Genomic DNA, 16348 nt, shown 5'->3' with positions numbered 1-16348 from the left:
CCGCCGTTCATCGCCAGAACCTCCCCCAGCCTTCATAGAGATCGACCGTGTGGCTCTCGCGCACCCGGTCATAGAGCCGCCCGTTGACCGTCACGCGCGAACCGCCGTCGCGCGACAGCGACCGGATGTTGGTCGAGACGCGGTCGCGGCTGGCCTGGCCCGTGGCCCAGCCAAGCGGGATGGACAGGGTCACGCCCTTGTCGAAGCTGCCCTCGCCGAACTCCTCGGCCGACAGGTCGGTCTTGGTCGCATAGGCGCCGACGCGCCAGCCATTGGCGAACTCGCGCGCCAGGGTGACCGTCGCGCCCACGTCGCCGGCCAGGTACTGGCCCACGTCCAGCTGGGCGGTGAAGCCCTGCGTGAACTCGTAATAGGCCGAGACGTGGCCGGTGGTGACCTCATAGTCGCGGAAGTCGAACAGCTGGTCGAAGTCGCGCTTGCGCACGCGGTTGATCTCGGCGCCGAAGGCCAGCTGCGACGTCGCGGGCTTCCACAGCGCCTCGGCCGAGACACCGCCATAGGCGCGCTCCAGCAGGCCGACCGTCACGCGGGTATAGACCGCGTCCGACGGCTTGGCATACCAGGCCAGCGTCAGCTCGGGGATCACCGGGCTGGAATTGCCGGTATACATGCGCGTGTCCGACCGGACCCGCGGCACGCCCTGGGGGGTGGTCTCCAGGCTGGGATCGGCCTCGTATTCCTCGGGGGTGAAATAATTGCCCCTGCCGCACCGGCCGAACTCTTCGCAGTAGTCGCGTCCGTCGAAAGCGCCTCCGCCGGGAATGCCCGGCCCGCGCTGCCCGATGTCGCCGAAGGCGCGCTGGCGCAGCGCGCCGGTGGCGATCAGGCCGGGCATAATCTCGTAGCTGGCGCGGGCCTCGGCGCCGACCTCATGGGTGATGCCGTCCTCGGCGCTGAAGATGCCGATGTCCAGATAGGGCTTCACCGACCAGCGGAAGCGCGGATAGACGTCCGGGCTGGGCACCAGCCCCGCCGCCGGCGCCGCATCCGACTGGGTCGAGGCGGCGGCGATCTGCCCGGCCTCGGTGTTCTCCAGCCGCTCGATGTCGCTGCGCCGCACCGTGACCGAGGAGGTCGGCATCCCGTCGGTGACCGAGGTGATGACGAAGGTCTCGACCGAGGGGGGCAGGGCACGGGTCATCAGGCGGGCGGTGCGGCCCACGGCCTCGGCCTGCGCGATGTAGCGCTGGTTGCGCAGCCGCACCTCGGCGCGGGCGGGCGACAGGGCCATGCTCTCCAGGATCATCCCCTCGTCGGCCATGCCGTCGCCCAGGGCCTTCTGGATCGCGGGCTGGGCGGTGGGGTCCTGCGACCAGCTGCCCGACCAGCCCTCGGGATCCTGCGCGGGGGCCGGGCGCGGGCGCACCGGCGCGGGCGCGCTCTCCAGGCCCGACGGATAGGTCGCGTCGCGCGGGTTCAGCGCGATGGTCAGCTGCGCGCCGAAGGTGTTGCCGCCGATGGTATAGATCCCGGCCTCGTAGTTGCGGCCGAAGCGGTAGCTGGCGCCCAGGTTCAGCTTGCTGGACGGCTCCTCTCCCTGCTGGAAGACGTTCCCGTTGCTGTAGCGCGCCTGATAGATGTCGTTGGAATACTCCGCCGTCAGGTTCAGCTTGTCGTTCACCTGCCAGCTGACCGAGGCGAAGGGCTTGGCCCCGCCGGTGAACCAGTCGTCCACGTTGGGCGTGCCGCCCTGATCGGTGACGTCGATCACCCGCGGCTTGCCCGCCAGCGTGCCCCAGCCCAGGCCGACCGAAGCGCGCACCGTCGGCGTCACGTTGCGCGTGGCGACGATGTATTCGCCCGAATAGACGCCGGTGCCCAGAAAGTCCTGCAGGCCGATGGCCACCGCCGGGCGCCAGCCGTCCTCGTCCACGATCTGATAGCGCAGGTCCAGCGAGCGGTCCGAGATGAACCCCTCGGCCCGGAAGTCGTCGATGCCGTCGACCCGGCCATAGCGCAGCACCGTGGTCAGCCCCGGCAGCGCCTGGAAGAAGATGTTGCCGCGCCGCGCGTAGTCCGACAGCGACAGGGTCGCGCCCAGGCTGCCGTCGGGCAGCGTCTCGGCGGTCGGCGTGTCGATGCCGCCGGGCAGGCCGTAGGTCGACATGTTGCGCCCCAGCATCGGGTCGGCGGTAGCGACGCCGACGCCCGACCCCACGATCAGGGCCAGGGGCAGGGTGGTGGCCATCAGCTGGCGGGTCAGACGCGAGCGGCGCATCGGCGGCTTCCTTTCGGCGGCGGGGGCAGGGCTGGCAGGCGAGTGGCAGGCTTTGGCGCGCGGATCGACACACGAATGCGTGATCCGCGCGGAGGTTATCCGGCGGCCGGTTCGGTCGCAGGAGGCGCTTCGGCAGTCGGCGCGGGTGCGGCGGGTGCCTGCGCGGGGCTGGCGCAGCCCTGCAGGCTTTGGCCGCTGACGGTCAGGCGTGCGGTCAGCGGGAGCCGCTCGTCCGCCATCGTGTCCTGACACGGCGTGGCGCGCAGGTTCAGCACAAAGGGCCGCCCGCCCAGCACGCCAATGTATTCGACGCCCTGCGCAAAGACCAGGCGGTTGACGCTGATACGCGTGCCGTCCTGATCGTCGGGGGTGCGGTAGGTGGCCATGCTCTCGTTGATCTGGACGTTCCAGAAGGGCTCGTTGCCGCGCGCGACGAAGGCGGTGCTGCGATAGGTCAGCGGCTCGGCGGTCGAGACAGGGCGCGCGGGCTCGGCGCCGGTCTCGATCGGCTGCTCCAGCGGCGAGACGGCGGGCGGGCGCGGGCCGGCGGGCTGTTCGGGGGCGGCCTCCTCAAGGCCCACGCCGCGGCGCAGGTCGGTCATCGCCTGGCTGTCGCAGGCGGCCAGCGGCAGGGTCGTCAGCGCCACCAAGGCAAGATGCGGGAACGGGATGCGCGGGAACATGGGGCTTTGGCCTTCTGGTTCGGTCTTGATCACTGTCGATCAAGCGTTAGCAATCGCCGGGCTTGGGGGCAAGCGTCACGCCCGGCGCAGGCAGACCGCCGCCACCCGCTCAAATCCGTGCGAAAACGTCGTGGTTCAGTTGATAAATGATGGAAAACCCCCGCCCTGGGCGGGGTGGGGGTGGTTCATTGTTGAAGGCTGCCCGGAAAGCGGCGATGATTTTTCCATGAAATTCATTTCGGCATCCTTGCGATGATCCCTGTGCAGTCGGACCCGGCGGCGGCCGACACTGCGATGGACGGCACCCGGTTCGGGCGCTTTTCCTGGGATGGCGGACGCATGGCCCGGGCCATCGGCGCGTTCGACTGGTCGGCCACGCCGCTGGGCCCGATCTCGGGCTGGCCGGTGTCGCTGCTCAGCGCGGTGCGCACCATGCTGGGGCAGCGCCATGCGTCCTCCATGTTCTGGGGCCCGGAGCTGATCATGCTCTACAACGACGCCTATGCCCCCGCCCTGGGCGCCAAAGAGGCGAATGCCCTGGGGCAGCCTTTCCGCACCATCTGGTCGGATGTCTGGGACGCGGTGAGGCCCATGGTGGACCAGACCCTGTCCGGGCAGGGCACCTATTGCGAAGAGATGCGCCTGGTCATGACCCGCAACGGGTTCGACGAGGAGACCTTCTGGACCTTCAGCTATGCGCCCCTCTACGACGACCGGGGGCAGGTCGCGGGTCTGCTGAACATCACCGTCGACGTGACCGCCCTGGTCACGGCCCGCCGGAACGAGCAGGTGATGCAGCAGGAGCTGCTGCACCGGATCAAGAACATCCTGTCGGTGACCTCGACCGTGGTGTCCTCCAGCCTGCGCAACGCCGCGACCATCCAGGAGGCGCGCGACACCGTCGGCGCGCGGATCATGGCGCTGGCCAAGGCGCAGGGGCTGTTCACCGGCCTGGGCGACAGCGCCGACATCACCGAGGTGACGGCCCGATCGATCGGGGCGCATCTGGTCGGCAACGACCGCATCCGCCTGTCGGGACCGTCGCTGCCGCTGAGCAGCCAGCAGGCGGTGGGCCTGTCGCTGGCCCTCTATGAGCTGGCGACCAACGCGGCCAAGTACGGCGCCCTGGCCAGCCCGCAGGGCGTGGTCGATCTGTCCTGGTCCGTCCGCGAGGGGGCCTTCACCCTGGACTGGCAGGAGAGCGGCGGCGCCGAGGTCGTCCCGCCCAAGCGCGAGGGCTTCGGCTCGCGGCTGGTGAACATGATCGTGCCGGCCTATTTCGACGGGCAGGGCAGCGCCGACTATCTGCCTCACGGCCTGCATTACCGCCTGCGCGGACAGCTGACGCCCTAGCAGTTCGGGACGTTCACGGCGAGCCCGCCCAGAGACGTCTCCTTGTACTTGTCGGACATGTCGCGGCCGGTCTGGCGCATCGTCTCGATCGCGGCGTCCAGCGGCACGATGTGGCTGCCGTCGCCGCGCAGCGCGAGGCTCGCGGCCGCCACGGCCTTGATTGCGCCCAGGCCGTTCCGCTCGATGCAAGGGACCTGCACCAGCCCCCGCACAGGGTCGCAGGTCATGCCCAGGTGATGCTCCAGCGCGATCTCGGCCGCGTTCTCGACCTGCTGGGGGGTGCCGCCCAGGACGGCGGCCAGACCCGCCGCGGCCATCGCCGCGGCCGATCCGACCTCGGCCTGACAGCCGCATTCCGCGCCCGAGATCGAGGCGTTGTGCTTGATCAGCCCGCCCACCGCCGCCGCCGTCAGCAGGAAATCGGGCAGGAGCCGCTCCGACGCGCCCGGCACATGGTCCAGCCAGTAGCGGATCACCGCGGGCACCGTCCCCGCGGCGCCGTTGGTGGGCGCGGTCACGACCTGCCCGCCATCGGCATTCTCCTCGTTCACGGCCATCGCATAGGCCGACATCCAGTCGTTCACCACATGCGGCGCGGTCATGTTCAGCCTGCGTTCGGCCTGCAGCGCGTCATGGATCGCTTTGGCGCGCCTGCGCACGTTCAGTCCGCCGGGCAGGACCCCTTCGGCCGACAGGCCCCGGTCCATGCAGTCGCGCATCGCGCCCCAGATCCGCTCCAGCCCGACCTGCAGCTCGGCGCGCGACCGGAAGCACAGCTCGTTCTCCTCCTTCATGCGGGCGATGGACTTGCCCGACCGCTGCGCCATCTCCAGCATCTCGGCGGCGCTGGCGAAGGGGTGGGGGACGCTGGCCGAGGCATCCGTGCGCACCGCGCCCGCCTTGTCGGCCAGTTCCTCCTCGGTCATCACGAAGCCGCCGCCGATGGAGTAATAGACCTGCCGGAAGATCACGTCCCCCTGCGCATCCACCGCCGACAGCACCATCCCGTTCGCATGCCCTGGCAGCGCGTGGTCATAGTTGAAGCGCAGGTCCCGCTCCGGATCGAAGGCCAGCGGCCCCAGCCCCTGCGGGTGCAGCATCCGCGTCTCGCGGTTCCGCGCCAGCGCGGCCTCGGCCGCGTCGCGGTCCATGCTGGCGGGGGTGAAGCCCGCCAGCCCCAGGATCGTGGCGCGGTCGGTCGCGTGCCCCTTGCCGGTGAAGGCCAGGCTGCCATGCAGGCTGGCGCGCAGGCCATGGGCGCCGAAGGGCTGGATGCGCAGCGCGTCCAGAAAGCGCTGTCCCGCGACCATCGGCCCCATCGTGTGCGACGAGGATGGCCCGACGCCCAGCTTGAACAGATCGAAGACCGACAGGAACATGGCCACCCCCTTGCATTTCCGCGCCCATCCAAGCACGACCGCGGCCCGGCCGCCACCACCGTCCGCGGCCATTCGCGCCGCGGTTGCGACATCGGCCGGCTTGCGGCCGCGACGCGCGGTCTGCTTAAATCGATTGCAACATGCCCGGTATTGCGGCAACCGGGACGCGCCCGCGAAATGGGCAGGGCGGCCATCCCCTGCCGTTCTTGCGGGCGATGGCCCCAGGGTGAAGGAACAGACCATGCGATTGCCCGATCCGATCCTGCTTGGCGACACGCCCCTTGGACCGCCGGTCTTTCTGGCGCCGATGGCGGGCATCACCGACGTGCCCTTCCGCCGCGCGGTGGCGCGGTTCGGCGCGGGCCTGATGGTCTCCGAGATGGTCGCCTCGACCGAGATGGTGACGCCCCGCCCCTCGACCCGCGCGGCGGTGCGCGCCAAGGCGCTGACCGAGGGACGGCTGCCCGTCAGCGTTCAGATCGCGGGCCGCGAGGCCGCGCCCATGGCCGAGACGGCGCGCATCGTCCAGGGCATGGGCGCCCGCATCATCGACATCAACATGGGCTGTCCGGCCAAGAAGGTGACGGGCGGGCTGTCGGGTGCCGCGCTGATGCGCGATCTGGACCATGCGATGACGCTGGTCGATGCGGTGGTGGGTGCGGTCACGGTGCCGGTGACGCTGAAGATGCGGCTGGGCTGGGACGACGACTGCCTGAACGCGGCCGACCTGTCGGCGCGGGCGCGCGATGCGGGCGTGGCCATGCTGACCGTGCATGGCCGCACGCGGGCGCAGTTCTACCAGGGCCGGGCCGACTGGTCGGCGATCCGCGCGGTGGCCGAGCTGCCGGGGCGCCCGCCTCTGGTCGCGAATGGCGACGTGGTCGATGCGTCCAGCGCGCGGGCCGCGCTGGACGCGTCGGGGGCGGATGCGGTCATGGTCGGTCGCGGCGCGCAGGGGCAACCTTGGATCCTGGCGCAGATCGCGCATGAGCTGTGGGGCACGCCCGCGCCCGAGGTTCCGCGCGGCGCGGCCTTGGCCGAGCTGGTGGCCGAGCATTACGAGGACATCCTGGACTTCTATGGCGCCGAGCTGGGCCTGCGCGTCGCGCGCAAGCATCTGGGCTGGTATGCCGATGCGAACGGTGCGGTCCTGCGCGACCAGATGATGCGCGCCGAGACCCCCGCCGCCACGCTGGCGCTGATCTCGCGGGCCTTCGGCGATGCCGAAGGGGTGGCCGCATGACGCCACGCCCGCCCGATTTCCGCGAGGCCGCGCCCGGACCGGGATGGGAGGCGCTGCCTCTGCCCGCGCTGATCCTGGACGATGCCGGGCGGGTCGCGGCGATGAACGACGCGGCCGAGATCTGGCTGAACCTGTCGCGCAACTCGACCCTGGGGCGGGCGCTGGACGGCGAGGAGATGTCGATGCGGCTGCGGCTGCAGCCGGGTCTGGGGCCGCTTCTGGCGCGCGTGCGTGCTAGCGACGAGGCGCTCTATCAGACCAGCGTCCAGTTCGAGATCGGCGACCGCACCGGCAACCATCAGGCGCGGCGTGCCGCCGTCCATGCCGGTCCCGCGGGCGGTTCGGGCGGGTCGGTGTCGCTGCTGATCGTGCCGCAGGACGATGACGGCCTGCATCAGGCGCGCCATGTGCGCAGCGCCGCGCGATCGGCCATCGGCATGGCCGAGATGCTGGCCCATGAGATCAAGAACCCCTTGGCCGGCATCCGCGGCGCGGCGCAGCTGATGGCCATGAACGCCACCCCCGAGGACCGCGAGATGGCCGAGATGATCGTCGCCGAATCGCGCCGCATCGTGGCGCTCCTGGATCAGGTCGAGCGGTTCGGCGACACGTCCGAGCCGAAGCTGGCGCCCCTGAACCTGCACGACGTGCTGGAGCAGGTGCGCCGCTCGGCCAAGGCCGGTTTCGCGCGCGACCTGCATGTGGTGACCGATTACGACCCCTCGCTGCCGATGGCGATGGCCGATGCCGACCAGCTGGTGCAGGTCTGCCTGAACTTGGTCAAGAACGCCGCCGAGGCGCTGGCGGGCGGCGCGGGCGGCACGATCCGGCTGCGCACCCATTACGACCACGGCCTGCGCCGCCCCCCCGACGAGGCCGACCCGACCGGCCGCCCGCTGCCCCTGCAGATCGAGATCGAGGACAACGGCCCGGGCTTTCCGCCCGCCATCGCCGATCAGGTCTTCGAGCCCTTCGTCTCGGGGCGCGAGAATGGCACCGGGCTGGGCCTGGCGCTGGTCAGCAAGATCATCACCGACCACGGCGCGCTGATCCGGGTGGACAGCCGCCCCGGCCGCACCGTCTTCCGCATCTCCCTGCCCAAGGCATAAGGACCTGACATCATGGACGGCACCGTTCTGATCGCTGACGACGACCGCACCATCCGCACAGTGCTGACGCAGGCGCTGACCCGCGCGGGCTGCCGGGTCCACGCCACGGGCAGCCTGGCGCAGCTGCTGAAATGGGTCGAGGAGGGGCGCGGCGATCTGGTCATCACCGACGTGATGATGCCCGACGGCAACGGCATCGACCGCATTCCGGCCATCCGCGATGCGCGGCCCGACCTGCCGGTCATCGTGATCTCGGCCCAGAACACCATCGTGACCGCGATCCGCGCGACCGAGGCCGAGGCCTTCGAATACCTGCCCAAGCCGTTCGATCTGCCCGACCTGATGGCCAAGGCAGGCCAAGCCCTGGCGCGCCGCCCGCGCAAGTCGGACCCGATCCCCGAGCCGCTGGCCCCCCCGCGCGAGGCCGCCGATCCGGCCATGCCGCTGATCGGGCATGCGCCGTCGATGCAGGCGCTGTTCCGCATGGTCGCGCGGGTCCTGAACGCCGATCTGGCCGTCATCATCGCCGGAGAGGCGGGGGTCGGCAAGACGACCATCGCGCGCAGCTTCCACGAGCTGTCGGACCGCCGCGACCGCGGGCTGGCGATCCTGACCTCGTCGGACGCGACCGAGGAAGCCATCGCCCGCGCCGCCCAGAAGGCCCGCGGCGGCACCATCGTGATCGAGAATCCGACGGGCTTCGACGCAGGCGCGCAGGCCCGGCTGATCGGGCTGATCGAATCGATGGAGGCGGGGCCGGACCGCGCCCAGGCCCCGCGGATCGTCGCCACCACCGGGTCGGACCCGCAGGCCGACATGGCGGCGGGCCGGCTGCGCTCGGACCTCTACTACCGGCTGGCGGGGGTGACGGTCAGCGTGCCGCCCCTGCGCGCGCGGGTGGACGACATCCTGCCCCTGGCCGCGCATCTGCTGGCCCGCGCCGCGGCCCAGGGCCTGCCCGAGCGCAGCCTGTCGGACGATGCCGCCGCGATGCTGCGCGCCCATCCCTTCCCGGGCAATGTCCGCGAGCTGGAGAACATGATGCGCCGCCTGGCCCTGACCGCCAGCGGCCCCGCGATCAGCGCCGCCGAGATGCGCGAGGCGCTGAGCCAGCAATCCGCGCCGCGCGTGCAGGCCGCCACGCCCATAGCCCCGGTCGCACGCGCCCCCGAGACCGCAAGCGTGGTCGGCATGCCACAGGTCGGCGCGCGCCTGTCGGATTCGGTCGAGGCGCATCTGCAGCGTTATTTCGACCTGCATGGCGACGCTCTGCCGCCGCCGGGCCTCTATGACCGTATCCTGCGCGAGGTCGAGCGCCCGCTGCTGCAGGTGGCGCTGGATGCGACCGGCGGAAACCAGCTGCGCTGCGCCGATCTGCTGGGCATCAACCGCAATACGCTGCGCAAGAAACTGACCGAGTTGAATATCGAGGTGACACGGCGCCGCAAACTGATGTAAAACCGCCACAGGGGGCAGCGCGCAGGACACGCGCGCCCACGTCGAAAGCCGCGAAAGACGGCAGGTGGGGTTGATGGCAGGCCTGGCAACGGGGCTCAGCTGGGACAGGCTGGCCCGGATACGACTGCCCCGGCAATGGCGCGGGGTGCTGACCTGGGGGGTCGTCCTGTCCGGCATCGTACTGGCCGCGGCGACCTTGGCGGTGATGGGTCCCTTTGGCCGGGGCCAGCCGGGGCACATGCTGCGACTGGTGCTCTTGGCCGATCTGGTCTTCTTGGTCGTGATGATCGCCTTCATCGTCGCGCGCATGGCGCGGCTGATTTCGGCCCGGCGCAGCACGGCGCCCGCGTCTCGCCTGCATGCGCGGCTGGTCGCGATCTTTGCGGGGCTGGCGCTGGTGCCCACGGTGCTGGTGGCGCTGTTCGCGGGCTTCCTGGTCAATATCGGGCTGGAGGGCTGGTTCTCGGACCGGGTGCAGCAGGTCGTCACCACCTCCCAGGCCGCGGCCGAGGCCTATCACGCCGAGCACCGCAGCGACCTGACCGAGGATGCGCGCGCGCTGGCCGGCGTGCTGACCCAGGCCGGGCGCGCCAACCCGCTGATCGAGGATGGCGAGATGCGCCAGCTTCTGGCGCAGGGGCAGGGGCTGATCCAGCGCGGCCTGCGCGAGGCCTACATCATCAACGGCGCCGGAGAGATCCGCGCGCGGGGCGAGCGCAGCTATCTGTTCTGGTACGAGGCCCCGACCAGCGATCAGCTGGACCGTGCGCAGGCCGACGGCCTGACCCTGATCGAGGATTGGGGCAACGACGAGTTCCGCGCGCTGGTGGCGCTGCCGCCCCTCGCCGACCGCTATCTCTACGTGACGCGGGACGTGGACGGCGACCTCTTGGGGCTGGTGGACGACACGCGCGCCACGGCGGGCGACTACAAGCAGCTGGAGGAGATGCGCTCTCAGGTGCTGCTGGAATTCTCGCTGGTCTATCTGGGCTTCGCGCTGCTTCTGGTTGCGGCCGCGATCTGGCTGGGGCTGTGGTTCGCCTCCCGCCTGTCGCGGCCCATCGGCCTTCTGGCGCAGGCGACCGACCGGGTGGGCCATGGCGATCTGGACGTGCAGGTCCCCGAGGTCCGCACCGGCGACGAGATCCAGACCCTGGGCCAGGCCTTCAACCGCATGACGCGCCAGCTGAAGACGCAGCGCGCCGAGCTGGTCGAGAGCTACCGGCTGTCGGACGATCAGCGGCGGCTGTTCGACAATGTGCTGACCTCGGTCACCTCGGGGGTGATCGGGCTGGACGCGGCCGGAGAGATCGATTTTGTCAACCGCTCGGCCAGCCGCCTTCTGGGCCTGGACCCCAAGCGCGACATCGACGCGCTGCTGCCCGAGGTGGTGCCGGAATTCGCGCCGCTGTTCGAACGGCGCTCGGCCTCGGTGGCCGAGACCATCCAGGACGAGGTCCGCCTGATGCGCGAGGGCCGGGTCGAGAGCCTGCTGGTGCGCATGGCGGTCCGGCGCGGCGTGGACGGCGCGCTGGAGGGTTATGTGGTGGCCTTCGACGACGTGACCGAGCTGGTCAGCGCGCAGCGCATGGCGGCCTGGGGCGACGTGGCGCGCCGGGTGGCCCATGAGATCAAGAACCCGCTGACGCCCATCCAGCTGTCAGCCGAACGCCTGCGCCGCAAGTTCGGCCCGCTGGCCCCCGAAGGCGACCGCGCCGCGCTGGATCAGTACACCGAGGTGATCATCCGCCAGACCAACGACCTACGTCGCATCGTGGACGAGTTCAGCCGCTTTGCCCGCATGCCCGAACCCGACCGCGCCGAGACCGACATGGCGGCGCTGCTGCGCGAGGTCCTGCTGCTGCAGCAGGACGCGCTGCATGCGCGGGTTACGCGCGACATCCCCGAGGGGCCGGTGATCGTGGATTGCGACCCCGGCATGATGCGCCAGGCCCTGACGAACCTGCTGAAGAACGCGGGCGAGGCCGTGGAAGAGGTCGCGGGCGATGCGCCCGAGGGCTGGAGCGCGGCGATCGGCGTGGTCATGGAGGCCGAGCCCGAGGCGGTCTGCATCCGCATCACCGACAACGGTCCCGGCCTGCCGGCGGACCGGTCGCGCCTGTTCGAACCCTACGTGACGCTGAAGGCGCAGGGCACCGGCCTGGGCCTGCCCATCGTCAAGAAGATCGTCGAGGAGCATGGCGGCAGCCTCTCCCTGACCGATGCGCCCCAGGGCCGGGGCGCCATGGCCGAGATCCGGCTGCCCCGCGAACGCCATCCCGTCCGCGCGCCCAAGACAAGAAGCAGACAAGAAAAAGACGAGGCGACACCATGAGCGACATCCTGATCGTCGATGATGAACGCGACATCCGCGAGCTGATCGCGGACATCCTGAAGGACGAGGGGTTCGAGACCCGCACCGCCGCCAATTCCGACGAGGCGGTGGCCGCGCTGAACGACCGCGAGCCGTCGCTGATGATCCTGGACATCTGGCTGAAGGACAGCCGCATGGACGGCATCGACATCCTCAAGCAGGTCAAGCGCAACAACCCCGACGTGCCGGTCATCATCATCTCCGGCCACGGCAACATCGAGATCGCCGTCGCGGCGATCAAGCAGGGGGCCTACGACTTCATCGAGAAGCCCTTCAACATCGATCAGCTGATGGTGGTCATCAACCGCGCGATGGAGACCAGCCGCCTGCGCCGCGAGAACAGCACGCTGCGCCGCGGGGGCGACCGGGCCTCCGAGATGCTGGGCCAGTCGGCAGCCTTCAAGCGGCTGCGCGACGCGCTGGACAAGGTCGCGCGGTCGAACGGCCGGGTGATGCTGGCGGGCGAGCCCGGCACCGGCAAGGAGATGGCCGCGCGCTACATCCACGCGCACAGCCCCCGCGCGGGCGCGCCCTTCGTCACCGTCCCCTGCGCCACGATCGAGCCCGAGCGCATGGAGGAGGTGCTGTTCGGCCGCGAGACCCCCGAGCGCGGCATCGAGCCGGGCTTGCTGGAGCAGGCCCATGGCGGCATCATCTATTTCGACGAGGTGGGCGACATGCCCATGGGCACCCAGCCCAAGATCCTGCGCGTGCTGACCGAACAGCAGTTCGTGCGCGCGGGCGGCGCGGACAAGGTGCGCGTCGATCTGCGTGTGCTGTCCTCGACCAACCGCGACCTGGTGGCCGAGATCGCGGCCGGGCGCTTCCGGCAGGAGCTGTTCGACCGGCTGAACGTGGTGCCCATCGCGGTGCCGTCGCTGGCCGACCGGCGCGACGACATCGCGGTGCTGGCGCGCCACTTCATCGCGCAGTTCCACCGCAGCCAGGGCCTGACCCCGCGCGACCTGCCCGAGGACACGGTCGCGGCGCTGCAATCCATGCGCTGGCCCGGCAACATCCGCCAGCTGCGCAACGTGATCGAGCGGGTGCTGATCCTGGCCGAGACGCACGGCCCGATCCAGCCGGCCGAGCTGGAGCCGCAGGGCGCCACCCCCGACAACAGCGACACGCTGAGCCTGGGGCCCGCGGTCACCGCCATGGCGCTGCGCGAGGCGCGCGAGCTGTTCGAGCGCGAATACCTGGTCGCCCAGATCAACCGCTTCGGCGGAAACATCAGCCGCACAGCGCAGTTCGTGGGCATGGAGCGCAGCGCGCTGCACCGCAAGCTGAAATCCTTGGGCGTCGTCGGCGGCATGCGCGGCGAGGACGAGATGGTGATGGGCAAGTAGCCCCCGCTTGCGCGGGCCGCGCGCCCGGCTTAGGCAAGGGGGCGCGGACAGGAAGGGCGGGCCATGAAGATCATCATCTGCGGCGCGGGGCAGGTCGGCTGGCAGATCGCGCGCCATCTGTCGGGCGAGCGCAACGACGTCACCGTCATCGACAACAACCCCGACCTGGTGCGCCGCGCGACCGAGGCGCTGGACGTGCAGGGCGTCACCGGCTTTGCCAGCCATCCCGACGTGCTGGACCAGGCGGGCGCGCGCGACGCCGACCTGATCATCGCCGCGACCCATTCCGACGAGGTGAACATGGTCACCTGCCAGGTCGCCCATTCGATCTTCCAGGTGCCGCGCAAGATCGCGCGCCTGCGGTCGGGCGCCTATCTGGACGCGATCTATTCCGACCTCTACAGCACCCAGCATCTGCCCATCGACGTGGTCATCAGCCCCGAGCGCGAGGTGGCGCTGGCCGCGCTGCAGCGCCTGTCGGCGCCTTCGACCTTCGACGTCGAGACCTTCATGGACGGCAAGATCCAGCTGCTGGGCATCGACCTGGAACCGGACTGCCCGGCGCTGAACACGCCCCTGCGCCAGCTGACCGAGCTGTTCTCCAGCCTGCGCGCCATCGTGGCGGGTGTGCGCCGCAAGGGGCGGCTCTTCGCGCCCGAACCGGGCGACCAGCTGTTTGCCCATGACCAGATCTATGTCTTCAGCCATATCGAGGATGTCGGCCGCACGCTGGACATCTTCGGCAAGCCCGCCCGCAAGCAGGAGCGCGTGACCATCATCGGCGCGGGCAATGTGGGTCTGTCGGTGGCGCAGGCGCTGGAGGCGCGGCCCGACCGCATCCGCGCCAAGCTGATCGAACGCGACCGCGGCCGGGCCGAATTCGCCGCCGACCGGCTGGAACGCACCATCGTGCTGAACGGCGACGGCCTGTCGGCCGAGATCCTGGACGAGGCCGCCGTGCCCCAGGCCGACGCGGTCCTGGCCGTCACCGACGACGACAAGACGAACATCCTGGCATCCGTGCGCGCCAAGCAGGCGGGGGCCAAGATGGCCATCGCGCTGATCAACGATCCCACGCTGGTGCCGCTGATGGGGGCGCTGGACATCGACGCCTATATCAATCCGCGATCGACGACCGTCTCGACCATCCTGCGTCACATCCGCCACGGACGGGTGCGCGACATCTATTCCATCGGCGATGCCGAGGCCGAGGTGATGGAGGCGCAGGTCCTGTCCACCAGCCCCATGGCCGGCCGCGCCATCCGCGACATCGACTTTCCCGAAGGCGCGCTGCTGGGCGCGGTGCGCAAGGGCGACCGGGTGGTCAAGCCGCTGGCCGACACCCGCATCGACGAGGGCGACATAGTGCTGATCTTTGCCCTGACGAATGACGTCCCCGAGGTCGAGCGCCTGCTGCAGGTCTCGATCGACTTCTTCTGATGGGCGCGGCGGTGGCGGGTTTTCTGGCGCGCATGCCGGTGCTGGTGCTGCTTGGCGGGCTGGCGGCGCTGATGATGCTGGGGCCGGCGGCCTATGCCTCGGTCACGGGATATCATGCAATCGCGCGCAATTTTCTCTATGCGGCGCTGCTGACGGGGATCTTCTGCGGGCTGATCGGGCTGGCTGCGCAGGCGAATCCCCGATCTCAGCGCGCGCGCGAGATGCTGCTGCTGATGCTGGGCGTCTATGGCCTGCTGCCGATGCTGCTTGCGGTACCCTTTGCCGAAAGCCAGCCCGATACCGGCTATTTCAACGCCTGGTGGGAGATGGTGTCCTCGCTGACGACCACCGGCGCCTCGCTCTATTCGGCGGACCTGCTGCCCATGCCGCTGCATCTGTGGCGCTCGATGGTGGGCTGGATGGGCGGCTTCTTCGTGCTGGTCGCGGCGGTCGCAATCCTGGCGCCCCTGCGCGTGGGCGGGTTCGAGATCATGTCGAACCCCTACGGCCGCGAGGAATACCGCCAGCACCTGCCCCCCTCCGACAGTCCCCACCGCCCGGTCCTGCACCTGTCCGATCCGCGCTTCGAGGCGCAGCTGGCGGACCCGGCCAGCCGCCTCGGCCGCGCCGCCCTGCAGATCGGGCCTCTTTACGCGGGTGCCACGCTGATCCTGTGGGTGGGGCTGCTGAAGCTGGGCGATCCGTCCTTCGTCGCGCTGACGCGGGCGATGGGCACGCTGTCCACCTCGGGCATCTCTCCGGTGCTGGGATCGGCGGGTGTCGCGTCTGGCATCGCCGGAGAGATGCTGGTGTTCCTGTTCCTGATCCCGGCCCTGTCGCGGCGCTTCTGGCCCGGCGGGTCCGAGCTGCGCGCCACCGACCGGCTAATCGCGGATCCCGAGCTGCGCATGGCGGCGGGGTTGGTCGCGCTGGTCGCGGTGCTGCTGTTCCTGCGCCATTTCCTGGGCGCGATCGAGACCGACCGGGCCGCCCCCGCCGACACGACGAGCATGGCCGATATCGGCCGGGCGCTGTCGGCGCTGTGGGGCGGGCTGTTCAGCGCGCTGAGCTATCTAACCACGACGGGCTGGACCTCGGTGGCTTGGGCCGATGCGCGGGCCTGGTCGGGGCTGGACGCGCCGGGGCTGATCCTGGCGGGGCTGGCGCTGATGGGGGGCGGGGTCGCCACCACGGCGGGCGGGGTCAAGCTGCTGCGCGTCTATGCGCTGGCCCGCCACGGACAGCGCGAGCTGGAGCGGATCATCCACCCCCATTCCGTCTCGGGCGGCGGGCGCATCGCGCGCAGGCTGCGCCGCGAGGGGGCCTATCTGGCCTTCATCTTCTTCATGCTGTTCGCGGTGTCCATCGCGCTGGTCGTGACGCTGGTCTCGATCCACGCCATCGCTTTCGAGACCGCGACCATCCTGTCGATCGCCGCGCTGACCAATGCCGGACCGCTGGCCAGCGCCATCCCCCTGACCCCGACCTTCGAGGGGACGGCGGGCATCGCCTCGGCCCCGTGGGAGGGCTGGTCGGGCCTGCCGGACTTCACCAAGGCCGTCCTCGCCTGCGCCATGGTGCTGGGCCGCATCGAGACGCTGGCGGTGCTGGCGCTGTTCAGCCCGGACTTCTGGCGCCGCTAGGTGTGGCGCAAATGCTGTGCCTGTCGGGTCGCGCATTGCGCCGCGCTTGCATGGGATTCGGCATCGGCTTAGATGTTG

11 protein-coding genes are annotated in these 16348 nt (G+C 70.3%); 8 read left to right on the top strand and 3 right to left on the bottom strand.

The window, feature by feature from the left end; translation table 11 throughout:
• Nucleotides 1–7: 7 nt before the first annotated feature.
• Together AC2SGK_RS09450 and AC2SGK_RS09445 are read right to left on the bottom strand one after the other, a co-directional pair.
• Nucleotides 8–2239: a YjbH domain-containing protein gene (locus AC2SGK_RS09450; protein WP_488323317.1), complete on the bottom strand. Its 2232-nt coding sequence runs from the start codon at nucleotides 2237–2239 to the stop codon at nucleotides 8–10.
• A 95-nt stretch (nucleotides 2240–2334) separates the two neighbouring features.
• Nucleotides 2335–2922, bottom strand: a complete 588-nt coding sequence (locus AC2SGK_RS09445; RefSeq protein WP_488323316.1) for a COG3650 family protein — start codon at nucleotides 2920–2922, stop codon at nucleotides 2335–2337.
• A 252-nt stretch (nucleotides 2923–3174) separates the two neighbouring features.
• On the opposite strand from AC2SGK_RS09445, the gene AC2SGK_RS09440 reads away from it, so the two are divergent.
• Nucleotides 3175–4275 (top strand): sensor histidine kinase, encoded by a 1101-nt coding sequence (locus AC2SGK_RS09440; protein WP_488323315.1) that lies wholly within the window; start codon nucleotides 3175–3177, stop codon nucleotides 4273–4275.
• Here the strand turns inward: AC2SGK_RS09440 and AC2SGK_RS09435 are convergent.
• Nucleotides 4272–5654 carry an L-serine ammonia-lyase gene (locus AC2SGK_RS09435; RefSeq protein WP_488323358.1) on the bottom strand — a complete coding sequence of 461 codons (1383 nt, stop codon included), beginning with the start codon at nucleotides 5652–5654 and terminating at the stop codon, nucleotides 4272–4274. The two genes, AC2SGK_RS09440 and AC2SGK_RS09435, sit on opposite strands and share 4 nt — an antisense overlap.
• Before the next feature lie 241 nt (nucleotides 5655–5895).
• Here AC2SGK_RS09435 and dusB point away from each other — a divergent pair, with 241 nt between their 5' ends.
• The 7 genes from dusB (at nucleotide 5896) to AC2SGK_RS09400 (ending at nucleotide 16270) form a co-directional block, all read left to right on the top strand.
• Nucleotides 5896–6897 carry a tRNA dihydrouridine synthase DusB gene (dusB, locus tag AC2SGK_RS09430; protein ID WP_488323314.1) on the top strand — a complete coding sequence of 334 codons (1002 nt, stop codon included), beginning with the start codon at nucleotides 5896–5898 and terminating at the stop codon, nucleotides 6895–6897.
• Nucleotides 6894–8006: a two-component system sensor histidine kinase NtrB gene (locus AC2SGK_RS09425; RefSeq protein ID WP_488323313.1), complete on the top strand. Its 1113-nt coding sequence runs from the start codon at nucleotides 6894–6896 to the stop codon at nucleotides 8004–8006. Before dusB ends, AC2SGK_RS09425 begins: the two co-directional genes overlap by 4 nt.
• Nucleotides 8007–8018: 12 nt before the next feature.
• Complete coding sequence (locus AC2SGK_RS09420) at nucleotides 8019–9464, top strand: response regulator (protein ID WP_488323312.1); 1446 nt, start codon at nucleotides 8019–8021, stop codon at nucleotides 9462–9464.
• Nucleotides 9465–9537: 73 nt separating this feature from the next.
• Nucleotides 9538–11799 (top strand): sensor histidine kinase NtrY-like, encoded by a 2262-nt coding sequence (locus AC2SGK_RS09415; RefSeq protein ID WP_488323311.1) that lies wholly within the window; start codon nucleotides 9538–9540, stop codon nucleotides 11797–11799.
• Nucleotides 11796–13187, top strand: a complete 1392-nt coding sequence (ntrX, locus tag AC2SGK_RS09410) for a nitrogen assimilation response regulator NtrX (protein WP_488323310.1) — start codon at nucleotides 11796–11798, stop codon at nucleotides 13185–13187. The genes AC2SGK_RS09415 and ntrX overlap by 4 nt, the downstream gene beginning before the upstream one ends.
• Nucleotides 13188–13250: 63 nt before the next feature.
• Nucleotides 13251–14627: a Trk system potassium transporter TrkA gene (gene trkA / locus AC2SGK_RS09405; RefSeq protein WP_488323309.1), complete on the top strand. Its 1377-nt coding sequence runs from the start codon at nucleotides 13251–13253 to the stop codon at nucleotides 14625–14627.
• A complete protein-coding gene (locus tag AC2SGK_RS09400) occupies nucleotides 14627–16270 on the top strand; it encodes a TrkH family potassium uptake protein (protein WP_488323308.1) in 1644 nt (547 codons plus the stop codon). The genes trkA and AC2SGK_RS09400 overlap by 1 nt, the downstream gene beginning before the upstream one ends.
• Nucleotides 16271–16348: the final 78 nt, after the last annotated feature.

This window comes from Paracoccus sp. NIOT.M2S5SZ12, from assembly GCF_057748165.1.
The sequence above is the reverse complement of the archived record's forward strand: the minus strand, read 5'-3'. Positions and strand labels throughout refer to the sequence as shown.

Excerpts from the sequence above, each read along its gene's own strand:
- AC2SGK_RS09450 (WP_488323317.1), bottom strand. The coding sequence starts at position 2,239 with ATGCGCCGCTCGCGTCTGACCCGCCAGCTGATGGCCACCACCCTGCCC.
- AC2SGK_RS09445 (WP_488323316.1), bottom strand. The coding sequence starts at position 2,922 with ATGTTCCCGCGCATCCCGTTCCCGCATCTTGCCTTGGTGGCGCTGACG.
- AC2SGK_RS09440 (WP_488323315.1), top strand. The coding sequence starts at position 3,175 with ATGATCCCTGTGCAGTCGGACCCGGCGGCGGCCGACACTGCGATGGAC.
- AC2SGK_RS09435 (WP_488323358.1), bottom strand. The coding sequence starts at position 5,654 with ATGTTCCTGTCGGTCTTCGATCTGTTCAAGCTGGGCGTCGGGCCATCC.
- dusB (WP_488323314.1), top strand. The coding sequence starts at position 5,896 with ATGCGATTGCCCGATCCGATCCTGCTTGGCGACACGCCCCTTGGACCG.
- AC2SGK_RS09425 (WP_488323313.1), top strand. The coding sequence starts at position 6,894 with ATGACGCCACGCCCGCCCGATTTCCGCGAGGCCGCGCCCGGACCGGGA.
- AC2SGK_RS09420 (WP_488323312.1), top strand. The coding sequence starts at position 8,019 with ATGGACGGCACCGTTCTGATCGCTGACGACGACCGCACCATCCGCACA.
- AC2SGK_RS09415 (WP_488323311.1), top strand. The coding sequence starts at position 9,538 with ATGGCAGGCCTGGCAACGGGGCTCAGCTGGGACAGGCTGGCCCGGATA.
- ntrX (WP_488323310.1), top strand. The coding sequence starts at position 11,796 with ATGAGCGACATCCTGATCGTCGATGATGAACGCGACATCCGCGAGCTG.
- trkA (WP_488323309.1), top strand. The coding sequence starts at position 13,251 with ATGAAGATCATCATCTGCGGCGCGGGGCAGGTCGGCTGGCAGATCGCG.
- AC2SGK_RS09400 (WP_488323308.1), top strand. The coding sequence starts at position 14,627 with ATGGGCGCGGCGGTGGCGGGTTTTCTGGCGCGCATGCCGGTGCTGGTG.